Genomic DNA, 18,662 nt, shown 5'->3' on the forward strand with positions numbered 1-18,662 from the left:
TAAAGTTCTGTTGTTAGCAGGTGGTGCTGACAGCAAACTAGGTTACTGCCAGCTCAGGCTAATGCCTATCGTTTTTTAAGTAACAATGACCCAATTGAATAGCCTGCTCCAAAGGAGCACAACACACCAACATCACCGGCCACTAAGTCTTCATGGTTCAAGCCAAAAGCAATAACCGATCCTGCTGACGCCGTATTAGCATATTCATCTAATACAATAGGTGCTTCATCAGCGTTAGCATCACGCCCCAACAAACGCTTAATGATCAGCGTATTCATGTTGATATTCGCTTGATGCAACCACCAACGTCTTACATCAGTTGCCGTTAATTGATGTCTATCTAAATGACTTTCTATGTGGCTTGCTGCCATAGGGCAGACTTCTTTAAACACTTTGCGACCGGCTTGATGAAAGAGTTTGTCTGCACCATATGGGTCTACATCTTCTGTTCGCGTTATATAACCGAAGTTTGAGCGAATATTATTGGAGTACTTAGTTACCGCGTTTGTACTCATAACATCGTAGCTGTGCTCACTATTCACGGTTTCAGCTGTTTCTAGTACCGTGGCTGTGGCTACGTCACCAAAAATGAAATGGCTGTCTCTGTCGGTATAGTTAATTTGCGGTGACACTAATTCAGGGTTAATAACTAATACACACTTGGCATTACCGGCACTTAGCATTTCGTACGCGCGATGCATACCGAATGTGGCGGCAGAGCACGCCACTAACATGTCGAAACCAAAACCTTCAATGCCTAACGCTTCTTGCACTTCAATCGCAATAGCTGGGTAAGCACGTTGTGTGTACGCGCAAGATACAATAACGGCATCAACGTCTTGGGCGGTTTTGTTTGCGGAAGCCAACGCCAATTTGGCTGCTTCTACTGCTATTTCCGCTTGGTGGGATAGCGCTTCATCTTCGCGAGCCTCAATTTTTGGCTTCATGCGCGAGATATCGAGCGCACCTTCTTTTTGGTAAATATATCGGCTTTTAATACCTGACGCTTTTTCAATGAACTCGGCACTTGAATAAGGTTTTGCAGTAACCTGTTGGGCTTCTATTTCAGCTTTATGCGCTTCGTTATACGAATCAACATACGCATTATAACTATCTACCAGTTCCTGATTTGTAATACTGCTTTCAGGGTGCCAAACACCCACACCGCTAACAACGATCTGTTGAGACATCTGCATTCTCTTTTTCTATTAATTCTGTTTAAGCCCTTCGGCCATGACATAACGGAGAAATAAGATAAGTGAAATCCTACAGACTGTTAGCAGGCAACCACAATCTGTACTCTGACAATTTGAGCGCTAACGCGCTGCACTTATCGTTTCAATGTTAATACGTATAGTTATAGCTTAACTCAATCCATCCCGTATGTAATCACCGCTCAACGATTTACCCTAGGCACAAGATGCACACTATTTTGGTTTTAATAAAAAAAACGGCGCCAAGGGCGCCGTTTCATTATGGGTTTCTAGCGAGTGTTTTTGCTTAGCAACCTTTGCTCAGTAATGTCTACTTAGCATATTTCACTTAGTTTTGTGTAATTTGCCATACCGTTACGGTGCCACTAACTTCATTACCTACAAGTAACAAAGGAACGCCGCTTGCACTATCATCTGCACTTACAAATACCAAACTCTCTGGCGCCAAGTCGCCTATGACGTCAGTTGCCTCTAGGCCTTCTGTTAAATCGCGATTGATAATGTAATCAGCAAATTGAACATCGTAAGGGTTAGTTACATCGTAGACAAAAATGCCGCCCATGCGCTCAGTTCCAACAAACGCGTAGGTTCTATCACCGATAACGCCTACGGTTAATGCTTCAGGCTCTGGACCTTTATTCTCAGAACGTGAGTCACCTTCGTTTGCATCATCACCGTTGTTAAACGATGCACCGTGAACTGACGCGGTAATCCGCTCAAAATCATCACCTGAATCGTAAACCGCTAAGCCGTTTTGATCCCAAATGGTAAACGAACGTGAGCCATACGCATAAGCTGCATCATATTCACCGTTACCATCCGCATCACCCATTGCATTAGTGACACGTAAATCATCAGCTTCACCATTGGCTTGTAAATCAGCAAGTTCAGAATTCGCTTCTGCCGTTAAGTCTTCAACTTTAACTTCGTCAATGAAAGCTAAACAACCATCGTCTTCATCAAACTCTAGCCCGCCTTCACTTAGGCAAGTTGCTTCATCAGCAGAGTCAAAGAAATATTCACGTGCGTCACCTTCATTAGCTGTCACGATAAAAGTGGCATCTTTCCAAGAGTAATTGGCAATAGTATCGGGCTGATATACACCGTAAAGGCCGTCATACTGACCAAAACTTACGCTGCCATCTTCTTGAATATCAATATTCAAGTCAGACCAACTTTTCACACCCAAGCCAACAATTTCTACGGTTAGTTCTTCAAGGTCAAGAATGGCTAAACCGTTGTTTTCTTGCAGGCTGACATACGCTACATCATTAGTCGCCGTAATATATTCTGGTTCTAAATCTTGAGCCACAGTGGTAGCAATATCTACACCTTTAATCGTACGGCCACTTGGATTAGGGAACATCATTCCCTGTGCAACTAAGTCGTCTTGACTGCCGTTAAAGCCTGTGAAGCTCACTGAGGTCGCTGTTTCTTCAGGCTCACCGCTTGCAAGAATATTAATTACCGAGATAGAACCTTCTGGGTCAATCGTGTAATCATTTGAAGGCTCCCCTTCATTGGCTACTAATACTTTTCCGCCATCTGGCGTAAATGTCACCATGTCAGGCAAGGCGCCAACAACGACTGAATCTAAAAATACGGGTGCAGAAGTGTCTAAGCCATTATAAAAAAGTACGTAGCCGCTATCGGTTTTCACCTCTGCAGGCACTGCAACAGCCATTAGGTCGCCACTAATAGCAATACTCGTAAGGCTACCTAACGTTACGCCGTCAATATCAGCAGGTAACGTAATATTACTCACCGCAAGGTTGGTAGTATTGATTGGATCGCTCATAGCAGTGGTGCTTACTGTATCAGCGGCAATAACTGCGATGGCATTGGTTTCACCGTTGGTGGCATAAATAGTTTGGGTGTCAGCATGATATTGCACGATTTCTGCCGACGTTAGGTTACCCAAGAATGCACGGGCAACAACGTCAAGAGAAACACCTAAAGATGCATCGCTACCGTCAACACCGTCGGCGCCATCTGAACCCGCTTCACCTTGCTCGCCTTGAGGGCCTTGAGCACCTGTTTCACCTTGTGCACCATCATCGCCATCTAGACCACAGCCGGTAAGAGCCGCTGAGATAAGAAGCGCTAAGACGCCGTATTTGAATTTTGACTGCGCAGACATTTAATTTCCTTTTTATCATGTTGTTACGCCAAACCTCAGCTTGCCAACTAGGGTGTTTAATTCTCGCTTTCAGTGCGGGAACGAACCGATGGCATACAATGTAGATTTAGCTATTATTTTTAATTACATCTGTATATAAGCTAGAGCCAGTGTATGACACAAATATTAATTTGGCAAAAGGGTAAATTTACAAATGAATAACACCCCGATTTGTAGTATTAATAGAAGCTAATATTGGTCTGCTCTTACGCACTGTACGTAACAAACAATAAGTGTCGTAACTCACTAATATTTCTCTATTTCGCGACAACAAGGATTAAAATATGAAATTGAGGTTTACCGCATCAATCGCCGCAGTAGCCCTTGCAGTGACAGCGTGTGCTACATCGCCTACAGGCCGTAATCAGGTACTCTTATATTCAGAGTCCCAACTGGCAGAAATGGGCGACCAAGCATTCAGCGGAATGAAAGAAGAACTTAAAATTTCAAACAAAGCTGTTCAAAATAGCTATGTTGAATGTGTCGCCAATGCGATCACCGCGAAGGTCCCTAATAGTGTGTTCGATGGTACATGGGAAGTCGTGGTTTTTGATGATGAACAGGTAAACGCATTTGCTTTGCCTGGGGGGAAAATTGGTGTTTATACAGGGTTATTAAATGTGGCTGAAAACCAACACCAGCTTGCGGCGGTCATCGGGCATGAAGTGGGTCATGTAATTGCAGAACATGGTAATGAGCGTATGTCTCAATCAACGCTTATCAATATGGGCACCCAAGCAGCAGGTGCAGCTTTGGCAATGAACGAAGTTTCTCAAACGGCTCCTATCATGGCAGCCATTGGTTTAGGGTTACAAGTTGGGGTTCAACTACCGTTTAGCCGTACCCATGAGTCTGAAGCCGATGTTATTGGCCTTCAATTAATGGCTATGTCAGGCTTTGACCCTCGCCAATCCGTAAATTTATGGCAGAACATGGATGCGGCAAGTAGTGGCGAACGTCCTTTAGAGTTACTTTCTACTCACCCTGCCCCGCAAACGCGGATTAGCAACTTGCAAGCAAACATGAACGCTGCGTACACTGATTACCAAGCATCGGCGTATAGACCTAACTGTGGCTAGTTATTCAACGTCGCTAACATAAAGTAGAGCAAAAAAACGCCACATTAATGTGGCGTTTTTGTATCAAGGAATAAAATCTTATTCGCTGTCGTTTTTGTGAAGGTGTACATCCATTTGTGGGAACGGAATTGAAATACCTTCTTGGTCGAAGCGAAGTTTAACTTGCTCAGTGAAGTCGAACTTAACACCCCAGAAGTCAGCCGCTTTACACCATGGACGAACCACGAAGTTAACGCTGCTATCAGCCAATTCAGAAACAGCAACAGTAGGTGCAGGCTCGCTAAGGATACGCTCATCCGCACGAACCATTTCATTTAGAATTTCTTTAGCTTTGCGTAAGTCAGCGTCATAACCAATACCAACAACCATATCAACTCGACGCGTTTCTTTTGCTGAGTAGTTGGTAATGTTGTTGCTATAAATGCCACCGTTTGGAACGATAATTTCTTTGTTATCTGGTGTGGTCATTGTGGTAGTAAAAATGCTGATTTTATTAATTGTACCCGCAGTACCGCCAGCTTCAACAAAGTCGCCAGACTTAAATGGCTTGAATACAAGAAGCATTACGCCAGCAGCAAAGTTCTTCAATGAATCTTGCAGTGACAAACCAATAGCTAAACCGGCAGCACCTAATATCGCAACAAGCGAGGTTGTATCGACACCAAGCTGATTTAGCGATGCCACAATAACGAACAACATCAAAATAGCACTAATAATGGCTTCTAAGAAGTCCACCAACATTGCATCGTACTTTGATTTTGCCATTAAACGGCGGAATAAAGATAGGATGAACCCTACAACGATTCGACCAATAACGTAGATAACAATCGCCATGGCAATATTAATGCCCCATGGGATTGCATAATCGTTGATGTAGCGTTCAACATCACTTGATGAGAATAATGATAAATTTTCTTCCATAATTTTGTCCTTGTTTTATCAAACGTAATTAAGCTGGGATAAGGTAGCAGGCTTTTAGAATTACGCCAACGACTTTGCAGCACAAACAACCATTTTTGGTCCAAAGTCTAATATTCACGTGGCCTACAGCCAATAGATGTTATCCTAAAGTCGACTTTTTTCCTGCTAATTTTTTCTTCAGAATTATAGTCGAGCTGTTTAAACGTATTGTCGTAAATTCGTCATTAGGGTGTCATTTAAGCAATCTAATCTCAATGGCTCGTCAAGTTAGTTAGCAGCACCGAATAGCGAATCAGCCATAACGGACTATCGAAAACTTTACGAGAATTGATGATTTTCCCATCTAATTGGTGTAGAGTTTTCGGTCAAAAATAAGCAGGATGCTTTATAAAGTCTGCAAAGCGCTGAAAAACATTTAAAAAGAATGTGAACCGGACATGACGTTAGCAGGTATTGCTATTGTCAATTTTGTACAGCTTAGCAAATAGAATAAAAGGAATAATCTATGTTTTACTTTATATTACTGGCAATTATCGTAGCAGCATTGTTCTTGTATTCTTTGAGAACAGATAAAGGCGAACATACCAAGTACGCACGAAAGGACGGGCAAGCAGTACCTCCTCATCAAAACGAAACGCAAAACACCACTTCAACACCTTCGGCAGCTTAATTAGCCCTAGTGCTACCAAAGCTATCGTAAATCCCGAAAAAAATAGCTTTTTACAACGCATTGTAGCGATTTTCAGCTACGATGCGTTGCATCCACTTGCTCTAGACACGTATCATATCCACATTATCCGCCATTTTTAGTTTCCCAATGCGCATACCGAGAATTTATTACCCCAACCCAATTCCTCTTGAAGAAGAATTTCAGTTAACTGAAGAAGCTGGGCATCACATTGCCAGTGTGCTTCGCTTGAAAGCGAATCATCCTATCGTTTTGTTCAACGGTGACGGCAACGAGTACAGCGCACAGATAATTAATGCTCAAAGAAAAAAGGTTTTTGTTGAGGCTGATGCGTGTTTAACGCTGTCAAAAGAATCATCGCTAAATATACATTTAGGCCAAGGTGTATCTAAAGGTGACCGAATGGATACGGTTCTGCAAAAAAGTGTAGAGCTTGGTGTTACCGAAATTACGCCTATTTTGACCGAACGATGTACAGTTAAATTAGATGAAGCCAGATGGGAAAAAAAGTTGCTGCAATGGCAAAAGATCATCATCGGTGCATGCGAGCAAAGTGGCAGAAATACTCTGCCCTCGCTGAACCCACCCATTGCCCTTAACAAATGGTTATCTGAATCAACCTCGAGTTCGCGGTTAGTATTGGCGCCTGGTGCAGAGAAGCCATTGGCCCGCCAACCTTATAACTCTCAAGGCTTTCGTTTGTTAATTGGTCCGGAAGGCGGCCTGTCTGAAGGCGAAATTCACCAAGCTAACGAAAGCGGCTTTACATCGTGTAGTTTAGGGCCTCGAATACTGCGTACCGAAACTGCCGCCATTAGCAGTATTAGTATTCTGCAGGCCCAGCATGGCGATTTTTAAGCGCGCAGTTTACGCGAGCTTTACAGATTAACGATTAAAAAGTTTGGTTTTTTCGATACTTGATCTAAATGCTGAGTGCCCCCACTTAGAATTTAGTGGTATTCATACCAAAACCAACTTCAACAAATAAAATGCATCAACAGCCAACTGTCACAATTAGTGCGTAACGCTGTTGCCAAATTATCTACCTTTATCAAAGAGTGAGAACATACATGCACTACACCCTTGGCGTGATTATGGATCCTATCGCGGTGATTAAGCCGCATAAAGACACCAGTTTAGCAATGATGCTTGAAGCCCAGCGCCGTGGCGCAACTGTACTGTACTTCGAACTTAAAGATATCTATATAAATAACGGTAAACCAATGGGGCTGGCTAGAACCATTACCGTGCGTGATCAAGCAACTGACTTTTACACTTTAGGTGAGGAACATACTGTTTCACTTGGTGATATTGATGTGTTGCTGATGCGTAAGGATCCGCCCTTCGACAGCGAATTTTTGTATGCTACCCATATATTATCGCTTGCCCAGGAAGAGGGCGCGCTGGTTGTAAATAATCCGCAAGCGCTTCGAGACTACAACGAAAAATTGTTTACCTCTTTGTTTCCTGAGCACATTCCTAACACATTGGTAACCAATAACCAGAAGCTTATTCGTGATTTTCACGCAAAGCATCAAGATATTATTTGTAAGCCTTTGGATGGTATGGGCGGTGCTTCAATTTTCAGAGTGAAGCCAGATGGAAATAACTTAGGCGTGATCATTGAAACGCTAACCAATTTAGGCAAACGTTACATGATGGTTCAAGAATACTTGCCACAAATTAAGGATGGCGATAAACGTATTCTTATTGTGGACGGTGAAGTGATTCCTTATTGCTTAGCGCGCTTACCCACCAAGGGGGAGACTCGTGGCAATTTGGCAGCAGGCGGAACAGGCAGACCCCAAGAAATTTCAGAAACTGATCGTGCGTTAGCTGAAGCCGTGGCTCCCACATTGCGAGACAACAATATTTTATTTGTTGGGCTGGACGTGATTGGCGAAAAAATTACAGAAATAAACATTACTAGCCCAACATGCGTAAGAGAAATAGAGGGTCACTATAATATTAATATTATGGCCTCGTTATTCGACGCAATTGAAAAGCGCCTTACAACTAAGTAGCGTTTTGCACTAAATGTAAGTAAGTGAGAAGTAGAGGAAACAATGACAGAACTGAAAAGTTTACAAAACCACTTTCTAGTAGCGATGCCTTCGCTAGATGACCCGTATTTTTCTCGCTCTCTCACTTATATATGCGAACACAACAAAGACGGTGCCATGGGACTGGTAATAAATCAGCCTTCAACCATGAACTTAAAAGAACTGCTCGAACAAACCGACAAAGACTTAACCGTGGCGGAAGGTAAAGCCGAGCAAATTATTCTTGCCGGCGGACCAGTAAGCCAAGAACGAGGGTTCGTTCTACATTCCAGTCAAAGTGGCTGGGACTCAAGTTTAACCTTATCGCCTGACGTTATGATCACCACTTCAAAAGATATTTTATCCGCAATAGGCACTAACACTGGACCAGATTCATCGATTATCGCGTTAGGTTATGCTGGCTGGACTGCTGGGCAACTTGAACAGGAAATGCAAGATAACTCGTGGCTAACCATAGAAGCCGATGACGACATTTTGTTTAACACACCTATTCATAAAAAATGGCAAGCAGCGGTAAATAAACTTGGCGTAGATGTGTGGCAACTTGCACCAGGAGCGGGACATGCCTGATATTGGCAGTAGAACAGTATTAACCTTCGACTTCGGTACAAAAAGTATTGGAGTAGCAGTAGGACAAGAAATTACCGGTACGGCGTCACCGCTAGCCGCACTTAAAGCCCGTGATGGTATTCCAGATTGGAATGTTATTGAAAAGCTTTATGATGAATGGCAACCGCAGCTTGTGGTAGTGGGTTTACCGTTAAATATGGATGGCACCGAACAAGAAGTTACACAGCGCGCCAAAAAATTTGCTAATCGCTTACATGGAAGATTCAAGGTAGCGGTAGATTTATGCGATGAAAGGCTTACCACAACGGATGCAAAATCTATGTTGTTCGAACTTGGCGGCTATAAAAAGCTAACCAAAGAAAAAATAGACAGCGTATCGGCCTGCGTGATTTTTACCAGCTGGGTTGAAAACCAATACGGCGACTAGTTTCTCGCCGTTATTTGCGCCGTTATTTGGACACCCACTTTTTTGCGTTAGTTGGATGCGTTAGTTGGACACCCATCTTTATGTAACTGTAATATGTAACTGGACATCCATTTATGTAGGCTGTGATTAATATCTACCACTTGGACACCCACTCTTTTTACATCAGCTACATCAGCGTAAAATAGCTTAGTCTAAGGCCATCACTGCAAGACACCCACAGTTTCAATCACGAACTAATGGATTAGCAAACCAGAAACCCGTAACGCTAAGGTCTACTTTCTCCGCACTTCCAGCAGGTATCAAAAGCTTCACCGTTTGCCTCACCACAGTTACCACACACCCACGGAAATTGCTCGGTAGGTTCGTGGCTGTCCATTAAAGAATTCACAACCTTATTGGCTCTGGTAGACCAAGATTCATCTATTAACCAAAGTTCGGGCTGTGACTCTTGCCATGGCAGTTCACCCATCGCCCCACCTGCAAATTCGTTTTTCACTAGGTAAGGTATAGAAAGCGCATCGAGTTCACTCTTTACCGACTGAAGTAAGAAAGGGTCTGAAGACGTAAAAAGCTTAATCAAGAGTTTTAGTCATCCATATCGATTGAGACATTCGATAATGTGCCCAAGCTCGATCCATCGTTAGAATCTAGCTTAATCATTAGGCGCAAATCATTGGGAGAATCAGCATGGTGTAAGGCTTGGTCTAAATCAATACTGCCCTCGCGATATAAATCGTACAACGCCATATCGAAACTTTGCATGCCTAACTCCTTGCCCTTTTTCATGGCTTCTTTCAAGCTACCTATTTCATTGCGTTGAATAAGGTCGCTCACTAGAGGAGAGTTTAATAGTATTTCAATTGCCGCTACCCTTCCCTCGCCGTCTTTGGTTGGAAGAAGTTGTTGTGCCACTATAGCTTTTATATTTTGGCTTAAGTCAAAACGTAACTTGTCATGTTGGTCTTTTGGCGCTAAATGCATAATGCGCTCAATTGCTTGGTTTGCGTTGTTGGCATGGAGTGTTGCCACACATAAATGCCCCGTATCAGCGAACGACATGGCGTATTCCATTGTCTCCATTGAACGAATTTCACCAATAAGAATGACATCAGGCGCTTGTCGCAAGGAGCTTTTCAATGCATCGTCGAATGAGTGGGTGTCTATACCCACTTCACGCTGAGTTATCACGCAAGATTTATGCTCATGCACAAATTCAATAGGATCTTCAATAGTTAAAATATGCCCATAAGAATTACTATTTCGATGACCAATAAGTGCGGCCAGCGAGGTCGATTTACCCGTGCCTGTGCCACCTACAAAAAGCACCAAGCCGCGCTTTGACATAATGATATCTTTTAACACCGAAGGTAAACCCAAGTCATCGACCTTGGGAATTTCGGTCACAATACGACGTACCACCATCCCGGCTTGATCTCGTTGCCAGAACGCCGAACAACGAAAACGCCCTAGGCCTTCTCGTACAATGGCAAAATTACATTCCTTGGTAGTATGAAAAGCCTCTTTTTGCTTTTCATTCATAGCCTCATGGACAAGTTCTAATGCATCTTCATCGTTAAATGAATTTTCCGAAATGGGAGTAAGCTTACCGTGCACTTTGGCGCTAACGGGAAAGCCCGCGGTAACGAATAAGTCAGAAGCAGATTTCTCTACCATTTTTTCTAAAAAGCTATCTAACATTACCCGTCCTTAAAAATTACTCATCGATTGCTTGTCTTTCGATTTAGCAGCCGCGTCTTCTTTAGAAATGGCACCTAATGCCAACAAGCGTTGTAGACACTGATCCATAGTTTGCATACCCGTAGCTTGCCCCGTTTGAATAACCGAATACATTTGAGGCACTTTATCTTCGCGAATAAGATTTCGTATTGCAGGGATACCTACCATGATTTCATGCGCTGCAATTCGCCCTCCCCCTACTTTCTTCAACAGGGTTTGAGAAATTACAGCTCTTAGCGATTCAGACAACATAGAGCGCACCATCGCTTTTTCTTCGGCAGGAAACACATCAATAATACGGTCTATTGTTTTAGGTGCTGAATTAGTATGCAGGGTGCCAAATACTAGATGCCCCGTTTCCGCAGCTGAAATGGCCAAGCGAATTGTTTCTAAATCACGTAGCTCACCCACTAATATCACGTCCGGATCTTCACGTAATGCAGAGCGAAGTGCGTTACTGAAAGAGTGGGTGTCTCGATGCACTTCCCGTTGGTTTACAAGACTTAATTTATTTTCGTGCACAAACTCGATAGGATCTTCAATAGTAAGAATGTGCTCGCGCTTATGTGAATTGATATGGTCAACCATCGCGGCAAGGGTTGTACTTTTACCCGAACCCGTGGCGCCAGTGACTAAAACAATTCCAGTAGGTTGGTTGATTATTTCTTTGAATATTTCAGGCGCACCTAGATCATCAAGGGTAAGAACCGTATTTGGGATAGTACGAAGCACCGCTGCTGCTCCGCGATTTTGCACAAAAGCATTTACACGAAACCGCGACAAGCCACTAATTTCGAATGAGAAATCGGTTTCCAAGTTCTCTTCGTATTCTTTACGTTGCATGTCATTCATTATTTCATAAATAAGTGCATGGACTTGTTTATGATCTAATGCGGGTACATTAAGCTTACGCATTTCTCCGTCTACGCGGATAAGAGGTGGCAGACCTGCTGATAAGTGCAAATCTGACGCTTTATTTTTAACGCTGAAAGCCAAAAGTTCGGTAATATCCACAACAACTCCTCAAAAAGGTGAATAATGCAAACAATAGCAGAAAGACTCAATAGTGCACGACAGGATGTGAGCCTAGCTACTGCCAACGCTAATCGTCCACCAAATTCAGTTAAATTGCTAGCCGTGAGTAAAACTAAACCGGTATCGGATATTATGGCAGCGTATGAAGAGGGACAACGTACATTCGGCGAAAACTATATACAAGAAGGTGTAGATAAAATACAGCAGTTGTCTGCACTTAGTAATATTGAATGGCATATGATAGGCCCTATTCAATCAAACAAGACCAAAGTAGTTGCCGAGCATTTTGACTGGGTACAATCCGTTGATAGGGAAAAAATAGCGCGTCGTTTGAATGACCAACGTCCGGCGGAGATGGCACCTCTAAATGTATGTATTCAAGTGAATATAGATGATGAAGTGAATAAGTCAGGTGTAAAACCTGAAGACGTAGATGAACTGGTGCGCTTTATTACCAAGCAGGACAAACTTTGCTTACGCGGCCTAATGGCAATTCCAAAAGCAAACCCAGACAGCCATGAACAAGCGCAAAGCTTAAGTGCTTTAAAGGAATTGTTCGACCGATACCATACAAACTTGACCAATTTTGATACCCTGTCCGTAGGAATGAGTAGTGATATGCAAAGCGCCATCGCTCATGGGTCTACCATGGTAAGAATTGGCACCGCAATCTTCGGCGCACGAAATTAGTTCCTACTATTTTTAACTGAACGCTGTTAGTTTTTTCAACTTACAATAGGATTCATATGCAACAAAAGAAATTGGCATTCATTGGCGCGGGCAACATGAGCCGCAGCATCATTAGTGGTTTAATTCAGTCTGGCTATGATAAAAATCGCATTTTAGCGAGCAACCCGTCTACTCCGAAACTCGATAAGTTAAAAGAGGAATTCGGTATTCAAATTACCCAGTCTAATGATGAAGCCTGCCAATTTGCAGATGCTATTGTGTTAGCCGTGAAACCCCAGATGATGGGTGACATGTGCGCAGACCTTAAACAGAACAATGACTTAACTGGCAAGCTATTCCTTAGTATCGCAGCCGGGTTACCCGTATCTCGATTACAAGAAATGCTAGGCGGTGAATATCCCGTTGTTCGTATTATGCCAAACACACCAAGCCTACTCGGTAAGGGTATGTCGGGCATGTATGCAGATAATACCGTGTCAGCAGATGACAGAACTTACGTTGATGATGTGATGAATAGCGTAGGTGAGACAGTATGGGTTGAAGAGGAAGACGGTATCAATGGCGTTATCGCTGCGGCTGGCAGTAGCCCTGCTTATTTCTTCTTGTTTTTACAAGCTATGCAAGAGGAAGCTATAAACATGGGCTTCGATAAAGCACAATCACGTTTGATGGTGCAACAAGCTATGTTAGGGGCTGCTGAAATGGTTTGTCACAATCCTGACCTTGAATTAAGTGAGCTTCGTGCCCAAGTTACTTCTAAAGGCGGCACTACAGCTGCGGCAGTCAATACCTTAATTGATCAAGGCTTGAGTGATATCGTAAGTAAAGCGATGCGCGCTGCGGTAGCTCGTGCTGAAGAAATGGCAATACAGCTTTAACGTTTTTAGGAACATCAAAACATGAATGCAACGGTTTTTCTGGTAGATACACTATTTGGTTTGTATTTAATGGTGGTTATCTTACGCCTATGGTTGCAACTGGTTAGGGCTGATTTTTATAACCCTATGAGCCAGTTTATTGTAAAGGCCACACACCCTATCGTGGGGCCGTTGCGCAGAATAATCCCTTCAATTGGTCGCTTCGACACTGCTACTTTTGTGCTGGCGCTTGTTGTTGCCGCGTTAAAAATAATCACGCTTTCACTGATGGTCGGTGGCAGTTTGAATCCAGTAGGCATTGTAATCGTTGCGCTGATTGAAGTGGTGAAAGAAACGCTTTCTATCATGTTCTGGGTGTTAATTTTACGCGCCATTTTAAGTTGGGTATCACAAGGTCAAACGCCTATCGACTACCTTCTTTATCAATTAACTGAGCCTTTCTTAGCACCCATCAGAAAAGTTATACCGCCTTTAGGTGGTTTAGACTTATCTGTGCTGATTGCCATAATTGGACTACAGTTTTTACAATTGCTACTTCAAGACACATTCAGGTTTTTTTAAGCTGAATAGGCAGGGTGATAATATGAAAAAAATGAGCACATTACTCTTTGGTTTGTTGGGTAGTTTGTTACTTATTACAAGTAGCGCAGCGTACGCCGAGCAAAAGCAACAATTAGGCGAGTGGGATGTACATTACATGGTAGTGAGTACTCCCTTTCTTACCCCAGAGGTCGCGGCCTCTTACGGCATAGTTCGTAGTAAGTTTAACGCCTTGGTCAATATTTCAGTGCTAGACGCTGTAACAGGAACTGCTCAACGCGTATCTGTTTCTGGCACTGCTAAGAACTTGATAGGCACCACTAAGACACTCACCTTTAAAAAGGTAGAAGAAGGTGATGCTATTTACTACCTAGCGGTGCTGCCTTTTAGAGATAGAGAAAACTACCGGTTTAGTATTGATGTTCAACGTGGGAATACCATGCAGACCTTGAATTTTAAGCAAGAAATGTTTGTTGATGGCTAAGGTTTAAAGTAAGCCGAAAGCGCGAAACACGTAATATAATTTTGTAAAAATACCAAATGGCGAGTGAAAACTCGCCTTTTTTATACGCGCTAAAAGGTTAGACACCCACCCAAACCATCCTCTCGCTAAAAGGTTAGACACCCACCCAAACCATCCTCTTGTTCAGTATATTTAGGCAACAAATTAGCTCAATATCTTAATCACTATTTTAAGATTGAGCTCCCTTATGCCACGCCCTAGAAAGTCATTAATCTGTTTACAGAACACGCCCTACTATCACTGCGTATCTCGGTGTGTAAGACGAGCCTTCTTGTGTGGCGATGACCATTACACTGGGAAGAGCTACGAGCATCGACGTCAATGGGTTGAAGACCGGCTAATAGCATTAGCGAACGCATTCTCAATTGATGTATGTGCCTATGCAGTAATGAGTAACCATACCCACTTGGTATTACATGTAGATAGAAACGAAGCCCTGTCGTGGACCACTGAGGAAGTATTAAGGCGTTGGCATTCTCTGCACAAGGGCACTGTATTAACCCAGCAATATATGCAGCCCACACAGCGGGCATCACTTACAGAAGCTCAGATAACAACAATCATATCGACAGCGAATGTATATAGACAAAGGTTGTACGATATCAGTTGGTTCATGAGGTTACTTAATGAGTTTATTGCTCGTGAAGCTAATAAGGAGGATGAGTGCACGGGGCGTTTTTGGGAAGGAAGGTTTAAATCTCAGGCTCTACTTGATGAAGCCGCATTGGCAGCGTGCATGGCTTATGTAGATTTGAATCCGCTACGTGCTAGTATTTCAGAGACGCCAGAAACATCTGAATTCACTAGCATTAAACATCGAATAGAGGCAGCGAAATTTGGCCTTCAACCAGCGTTCCTTAAGCCTCTGGTGGGAAGTTATTCACACGGTTTAAAAGGGTTGCCGTTTAATTTAGCTGATTATTTAACCTTGGTAGATGAAACTGCTAGGCAAATTAGTGCAGGTAAATCAGGCTACGTACTCCACAATATCTCCCCAATTTTACAGCGTACCGGCTTGTCGCAAACAAATTGGAATAGTATGGTCGTTGGGATTGAAGCTATCTTTTCAAACTCTATTGGCCTATCGATTGCCCAACGTAAGCTAGCTCTTTCTAGAACGGGTTAATATCTCCTAATTAAATCAAATTTATTGAAACCGTGCCCAGCTAGGTAAACCGAAGTCATATTTACCATCAACTTTCTCTTAGTGTATGCCACACCTCAAATCTTTAGTGCTAGGTGAATATTTGCTACACCATTTTGTCTCATTAATGTTTGTTATTCGTCCTGAAATCATAGTTTATCTGTGTCATAGCCCTAAAACTATGTTTGAAACTGTGGGTGTCTTAACATTATCTTCGATTTTTTATAGCTCAATCCTTTACCCCCAAAGCATACTGGTAAATAATCTTAAGATACTGGTCGGGCAAGTTTATGGCTGTCCGAATAAAAATTATAACGAGAATAACCATGACCAACGCATACCCTCACTTACTTGAGCCCCTAGATCTCGGCTTCACCACGTTAAAAAACCGTACTTTAATGGGCTCTATGCACTTAGGCCTAGAAGAAGAGAAAGGCGGATTCGATAAGCTTGCAGCATTTTACGCAGAAAGAGCTAAAGGCGGTGTGGCACTTATCGTAACAGGGGGAATTAGCCCCAACATTTCTGGCTGGGTAGCCCCTTTCGCTGGCAGAATGACAGCCAAACGTCACGCAAAAAAGCACAAAGTAATTACTGAAGCCGTGCACGCTGAAGGCGGTAAAATTTGTATGCAAATTTTGCACTCTGGCCGTTACGGATATCATCCACTTGCCGTATCGGCTTCACCTGTTAAGTCTCCAATTACGCCGTTTAAACCTCGCGCCTTATCTTCAAAAGCTGTGACATCCACAATCAAAGACTACGTCAGTTGTGCCGCTCTTGCGAAAAAAGCCGGATACGATGGCGTAGAAGTGATGGGTTCGGAAGGGTATTTAATTAATCAATTCTTGGTAAAACGTACTAATCATCGAGATGACGAATGGGGTGGGTGTCTAGAAAACAGGGTAAAAATAGCGGTCGATATCGTCAAAGGTATTCGTGAAAGGGTGGGCACTGACTTCATCATTATTTATCGCCTATCAATGTTGGATTTGGTTGAAGGTGGCGCAACGTGGGATGATGTTGTTTTTCTCGCCAAAGCGATTGAAAAAGCCGGTGCTACGCTTATCAATACAGGTATTGGTTGGCATGAAGCACGAGTTCCAACTATTTCTACTTCGGTTCCGCGCGCAGCCTTCACATGGATAACGCAGCGGATGAAAAAGGAAGTATCACTACCGCTTGTTACAACAAACAGAATTAATACGCCTGAAGTGGCGGAAGGCGTTTTAGCCGATGGCCATGCCGACATGGTATCAATGGCGCGACCATTTTTAGCCGACTCTCAGTTTGTTGCCAAAGCGATGCGCAATGAATCTCAACTAATTAACACCTGTATTGCGTGTAATCAAGCGTGCTTAGACCATGCATTTGAACAAAAACGTGCTAGCTGTTTAGTTAATCCACAAGCCTGTTACGAAACAGAACTGACCTTTACTCCGGTAACACATAGTAAACGTATTGCAGTGGTAGGTGCTGGCCCTGCAGGGCTTGCATTCGCCATGTACGCTGCAGACAGAGGTCATGAAGTCAGCATATTCGACAAAGCGAGTGAGCTTGGTGGGCAATTCAACTACGCAAAACAAGTGCCTGGAAAAGAAGAGTTTTATGAAACTATTCGCTACTTCAGTAATCAGCTCAAACGTTCTGGGGTTACCGTAACCCTCAATACTGATGTTACCTGTGAGTTTCTTACTGAAAGCGGTTTTGATGAGGTGGTATTGGCTACTGGTATCAACCCTAGAAGCCTAAGTATCGAAGGTGCTAACCATTCTAAAGTCATGAGTTATATCGATGTGCTTCGCGACCACAAACCTGTGGGGCAAAAAGTCGCGATTATTGGAGCGGGCGGCATCGGTTTCGATGTAGCCGAGTATTTAGTTGAAGACAAAGACCTATCGCTCAATACTGATAAGTGGCTGTCTCATTGGGGGATTGATAAAAACTATACCAATGAAGGCGCGCTCACCGAGAAATCCTATACTCCTTCAAGCCGAGAAGTATTCTTACTGCAACGTAAGACATCCAAAGTTGGCAAGGGCTTGGGCAAAACAACAGGTTGGATCCACCGACAATCCTTGAAGCTACATAATGTGCAAATGGTGAATGGTGTAAGTTATGAGAAGGTTGATGATGAAGGTTTACATGTTCTAATAAATGATAACCCGAAATGTTTACCCGTAGACAACGTTATCGTGTGTGCGGGACAAGAACCGTTCAAGCCATTGCAAGCCCCGCTGGAGGCTGCCGGTGTGCGTGTCCACATTATTGGTGGCGCAGATGTAGCCGCTGAACTTGATGCGAAGCGTGCTATTCGCCAAGGTGCAGAGTTAGCCGCTAAAATTTAAAGTTAGTAATACTTAAAGGTGGGTGTCTCAGTTTAGTTTTATAAAAAGAAGGGAAGCTAATTAGCTTCCCTTTCTTATATTTCTACTAGAACTGATCGAACATAATCGTATTACCATCTGGATCTTTCACTACGCAATGCCCAGGCCCTTCATCGCCTTTAACTGGCACATCTATTTCAATGCCTTTATCTATTAAGCGCTGCTCGAGTTCACGTACATCAGTGGGATTAAAGGTTAAAATATTGCCTTCAAACATTCCTTCGAACAAACCAATCATGGTTTGGCCACTTTTCATGATCACCCATTTCTCTTCCACTGAACCGCACGACGGCATGGCCTCAAAGCCAAGCGTTTCATAAAACGCTTTCGAGATGGCAATATCACTGACCGCTAAACTTAACGAAAAAAGCCCAGGTTGCACTGTGTTCTCCTAAGAACCTAACAGAATGAACTTCATACTGTAGATAAGTGCAGGAGCAAGATCACTGCAATTGGTCGCAAAACGTTCAATTATTCCGCTAAGTTAGTGCTGCCACTCTTTCGCTAGCACAACCGCTTCGCCGCCTTCTACTTTCACTTCTTTACGCGACTCTTTGCCTTGACTGTCCACCGCATAAAACTCATAA

19 protein-coding genes are annotated in these 18,662 nt (G+C 43.2%); 12 read left to right on the top strand and 7 right to left on the bottom strand.

The window, feature by feature from the left end:
* Positions 1–65: 65 nt before the first annotated feature.
* Positions 66–1,190, bottom strand: a complete 1,125-nt coding sequence (locus ALT761_RS15645) for a beta-ketoacyl-ACP synthase III (RefSeq protein WP_013782915.1) — start codon at positions 1,188–1,190, stop codon at positions 66–68.
* Between the two features lie 352 nt (positions 1,191–1,542).
* The gene (locus tag ALT761_RS15650; RefSeq protein ID WP_129739889.1) at positions 1,543–3,354 is read right to left on the bottom strand and encodes a choice-of-anchor I family protein; all 1,812 of its coding nucleotides are present in this window, start codon (positions 3,352–3,354) and stop codon (positions 1,543–1,545) included.
* A 323-nt stretch (positions 3,355–3,677) separates the two neighbouring features.
* Here ALT761_RS15650 and ALT761_RS15655 point away from each other — a divergent pair, with 323 nt between their 5' ends.
* Positions 3,678–4,472: a M48 family metallopeptidase gene (locus ALT761_RS15655; RefSeq protein ID WP_129739890.1), complete on the top strand. Its 795-nt coding sequence runs from the start codon at positions 3,678–3,680 to the stop codon at positions 4,470–4,472.
* A gap of 78 nt (positions 4,473–4,550) precedes the next feature.
* On the opposite strand, the gene ALT761_RS15660 is transcribed toward ALT761_RS15655, so the two are convergent.
* Positions 4,551–5,393, bottom strand: coding sequence for a mechanosensitive ion channel family protein (locus ALT761_RS15660; RefSeq protein ID WP_129739891.1), 843 nt, complete (start codon positions 5,391–5,393; stop codon positions 4,551–4,553).
* A gap of 505 nt (positions 5,394–5,898) precedes the next feature.
* On the opposite strand from ALT761_RS15660, the gene ALT761_RS20675 reads away from it, so the two are divergent.
* The 5 genes from ALT761_RS20675 to ruvX all read left to right on the top strand — a co-directional run bounded on the left by ALT761_RS20675 (position 5,899) and on the right by ruvX (position 9,141).
* Positions 5,899–6,063 (top strand): hypothetical protein, encoded by a 165-nt coding sequence (locus ALT761_RS20675; protein WP_013782911.1) that lies wholly within the window; start codon positions 5,899–5,901, stop codon positions 6,061–6,063.
* Positions 6,064–6,210: 147 nt separating this feature from the next.
* Entirely contained in the window at positions 6,211–6,939 is a 729-nt protein-coding gene (locus tag ALT761_RS15665) for a 16S rRNA (uracil(1498)-N(3))-methyltransferase (protein WP_129739892.1), read from the top strand.
* A gap of 212 nt (positions 6,940–7,151) precedes the next feature.
* Positions 7,152–8,105 carry a glutathione synthase gene (gshB, locus tag ALT761_RS15670; RefSeq protein ID WP_129739893.1) on the top strand — a complete coding sequence of 318 codons (954 nt, stop codon included), beginning with the start codon at positions 7,152–7,154 and terminating at the stop codon, positions 8,103–8,105.
* 42 nt (positions 8,106–8,147) lie between these two features.
* The gene (locus tag ALT761_RS15675) at positions 8,148–8,714 is read left to right on the top strand and encodes a YqgE/AlgH family protein (protein ID WP_129739894.1); all 567 of its coding nucleotides are present in this window, start codon (positions 8,148–8,150) and stop codon (positions 8,712–8,714) included.
* Positions 8,707–9,141, top strand: a complete 435-nt coding sequence (ruvX, locus tag ALT761_RS15680; protein WP_129739895.1) for a Holliday junction resolvase RuvX — start codon at positions 8,707–8,709, stop codon at positions 9,139–9,141. The genes ALT761_RS15675 and ruvX overlap by 8 nt, the downstream gene beginning before the upstream one ends.
* A 265-nt stretch (positions 9,142–9,406) precedes the next feature.
* Here ruvX and ALT761_RS15685 read toward each other — a convergent pair whose 3' ends face one another.
* Genes ALT761_RS15685 through ALT761_RS15695 form a run of 3 tightly spaced genes read right to left on the bottom strand, consistent with a single transcriptional unit; the run spans position 9,407 to position 11,892 of the window.
* On the bottom strand, positions 9,407–9,721 hold the full coding sequence (locus tag ALT761_RS15685; protein ID WP_129739896.1) for a putative signal transducing protein: 315 nt from the start codon (positions 9,719–9,721) through the stop codon (positions 9,407–9,409).
* 5 nt (positions 9,722–9,726) lie between these two features.
* On the bottom strand, positions 9,727–10,839 hold the full coding sequence (locus ALT761_RS15690) for a PilT/PilU family type 4a pilus ATPase (RefSeq protein ID WP_129739897.1): 1,113 nt from the start codon (positions 10,837–10,839) through the stop codon (positions 9,727–9,729).
* Positions 10,840–10,848: 9 nt separating this feature from the next.
* Positions 10,849–11,892 carry a type IV pilus twitching motility protein PilT gene (locus ALT761_RS15695; RefSeq protein WP_057789891.1) on the bottom strand — a complete coding sequence of 348 codons (1,044 nt, stop codon included), beginning with the start codon at positions 11,890–11,892 and terminating at the stop codon, positions 10,849–10,851.
* 24 nt (positions 11,893–11,916) lie between these two features.
* On the opposite strand from ALT761_RS15695, the gene ALT761_RS15700 reads away from it, so the two are divergent.
* The 6 genes from ALT761_RS15700 (at position 11,917) to ALT761_RS15725 (ending at position 18,036) form a co-directional block, all read left to right on the top strand.
* Positions 11,917–12,603: a YggS family pyridoxal phosphate-dependent enzyme gene (locus ALT761_RS15700; protein WP_129739898.1), complete on the top strand. Its 687-nt coding sequence runs from the start codon at positions 11,917–11,919 to the stop codon at positions 12,601–12,603.
* A gap of 56 nt (positions 12,604–12,659) precedes the next feature.
* On the top strand, positions 12,660–13,481 hold the full coding sequence (gene proC, locus ALT761_RS15705) for a pyrroline-5-carboxylate reductase (protein WP_129739899.1): 822 nt from the start codon (positions 12,660–12,662) through the stop codon (positions 13,479–13,481).
* Between the two features lie 21 nt (positions 13,482–13,502).
* Positions 13,503–14,042: a YggT family protein gene (locus ALT761_RS15710; protein WP_013782901.1), complete on the top strand. Its 540-nt coding sequence runs from the start codon at positions 13,503–13,505 to the stop codon at positions 14,040–14,042.
* Between the two features lie 31 nt (positions 14,043–14,073).
* Positions 14,074–14,505, top strand: a complete 432-nt coding sequence (locus tag ALT761_RS15715) for a DUF4426 domain-containing protein (RefSeq protein ID WP_232043598.1) — start codon at positions 14,074–14,076, stop codon at positions 14,503–14,505.
* 226 nt (positions 14,506–14,731) lie between these two features.
* Positions 14,732–15,670 (top strand): transposase, encoded by a 939-nt coding sequence (locus ALT761_RS15720; RefSeq protein WP_232043475.1) that lies wholly within the window; start codon positions 14,732–14,734, stop codon positions 15,668–15,670.
* Positions 15,671–16,014: 344 nt separating this feature from the next.
* Complete coding sequence (locus tag ALT761_RS15725; protein WP_129739902.1) at positions 16,015–18,036, top strand: NADPH-dependent 2,4-dienoyl-CoA reductase; 2,022 nt, start codon at positions 16,015–16,017, stop codon at positions 18,034–18,036.
* Between the two features lie 85 nt (positions 18,037–18,121).
* On the opposite strand, the gene ALT761_RS15730 is transcribed toward ALT761_RS15725, so the two are convergent.
* Entirely contained in the window at positions 18,122–18,457 is a 336-nt protein-coding gene (locus tag ALT761_RS15730) for a VOC family protein (protein WP_129739903.1), read from the bottom strand.
* Positions 18,458–18,662 lie beyond the last annotated feature (205 nt).

The organism is Alteromonas sp. 76-1, from assembly GCF_900654235.1.
Taxonomy (GTDB): Bacteria; Pseudomonadota; Gammaproteobacteria; order Enterobacterales; family Alteromonadaceae; genus Alteromonas; species Alteromonas naphthalenivorans.

Coding starts and splice junctions, on each gene's coding strand:
- ALT761_RS15645 (WP_013782915.1), bottom strand. CDS start 1,190: ATGTCTCAACAGATCGTTGTTAGCGGTGTGGGTGTTTGGCACCCTGAA.
- ALT761_RS15650 (WP_129739889.1), bottom strand. CDS start 3,354: ATGTCTGCGCAGTCAAAATTCAAATACGGCGTCTTAGCGCTTCTTATC.
- ALT761_RS15655 (WP_129739890.1), top strand. CDS start 3,678: ATGAAATTGAGGTTTACCGCATCAATCGCCGCAGTAGCCCTTGCAGTG.
- ALT761_RS15660 (WP_129739891.1), bottom strand. CDS start 5,393: ATGGAAGAAAATTTATCATTATTCTCATCAAGTGATGTTGAACGCTAC.
- ALT761_RS20675 (WP_013782911.1), top strand. CDS start 5,899: ATGTTTTACTTTATATTACTGGCAATTATCGTAGCAGCATTGTTCTTG.
- ALT761_RS15665 (WP_129739892.1), top strand. CDS start 6,211: ATGCGCATACCGAGAATTTATTACCCCAACCCAATTCCTCTTGAAGAA.
- gshB (WP_129739893.1), top strand. CDS start 7,152: ATGCACTACACCCTTGGCGTGATTATGGATCCTATCGCGGTGATTAAG.
- ALT761_RS15675 (WP_129739894.1), top strand. CDS start 8,148: ATGACAGAACTGAAAAGTTTACAAAACCACTTTCTAGTAGCGATGCCT.
- ruvX (WP_129739895.1), top strand. CDS start 8,707: ATGCCTGATATTGGCAGTAGAACAGTATTAACCTTCGACTTCGGTACA.
- ALT761_RS15690 (WP_129739897.1), bottom strand. CDS start 10,839: ATGTTAGATAGCTTTTTAGAAAAAATGGTAGAGAAATCTGCTTCTGAC.
- ALT761_RS15700 (WP_129739898.1), top strand. CDS start 11,917: ATGCAAACAATAGCAGAAAGACTCAATAGTGCACGACAGGATGTGAGC.
- proC (WP_129739899.1), top strand. CDS start 12,660: ATGCAACAAAAGAAATTGGCATTCATTGGCGCGGGCAACATGAGCCGC.
- ALT761_RS15710 (WP_013782901.1), top strand. CDS start 13,503: ATGAATGCAACGGTTTTTCTGGTAGATACACTATTTGGTTTGTATTTA.
- ALT761_RS15715 (WP_232043598.1), top strand. CDS start 14,074: ATGAGCACATTACTCTTTGGTTTGTTGGGTAGTTTGTTACTTATTACA.
- ALT761_RS15720 (WP_232043475.1), top strand. CDS start 14,732: ATGCCACGCCCTAGAAAGTCATTAATCTGTTTACAGAACACGCCCTAC.
- ALT761_RS15725 (WP_129739902.1), top strand. CDS start 16,015: ATGACCAACGCATACCCTCACTTACTTGAGCCCCTAGATCTCGGCTTC.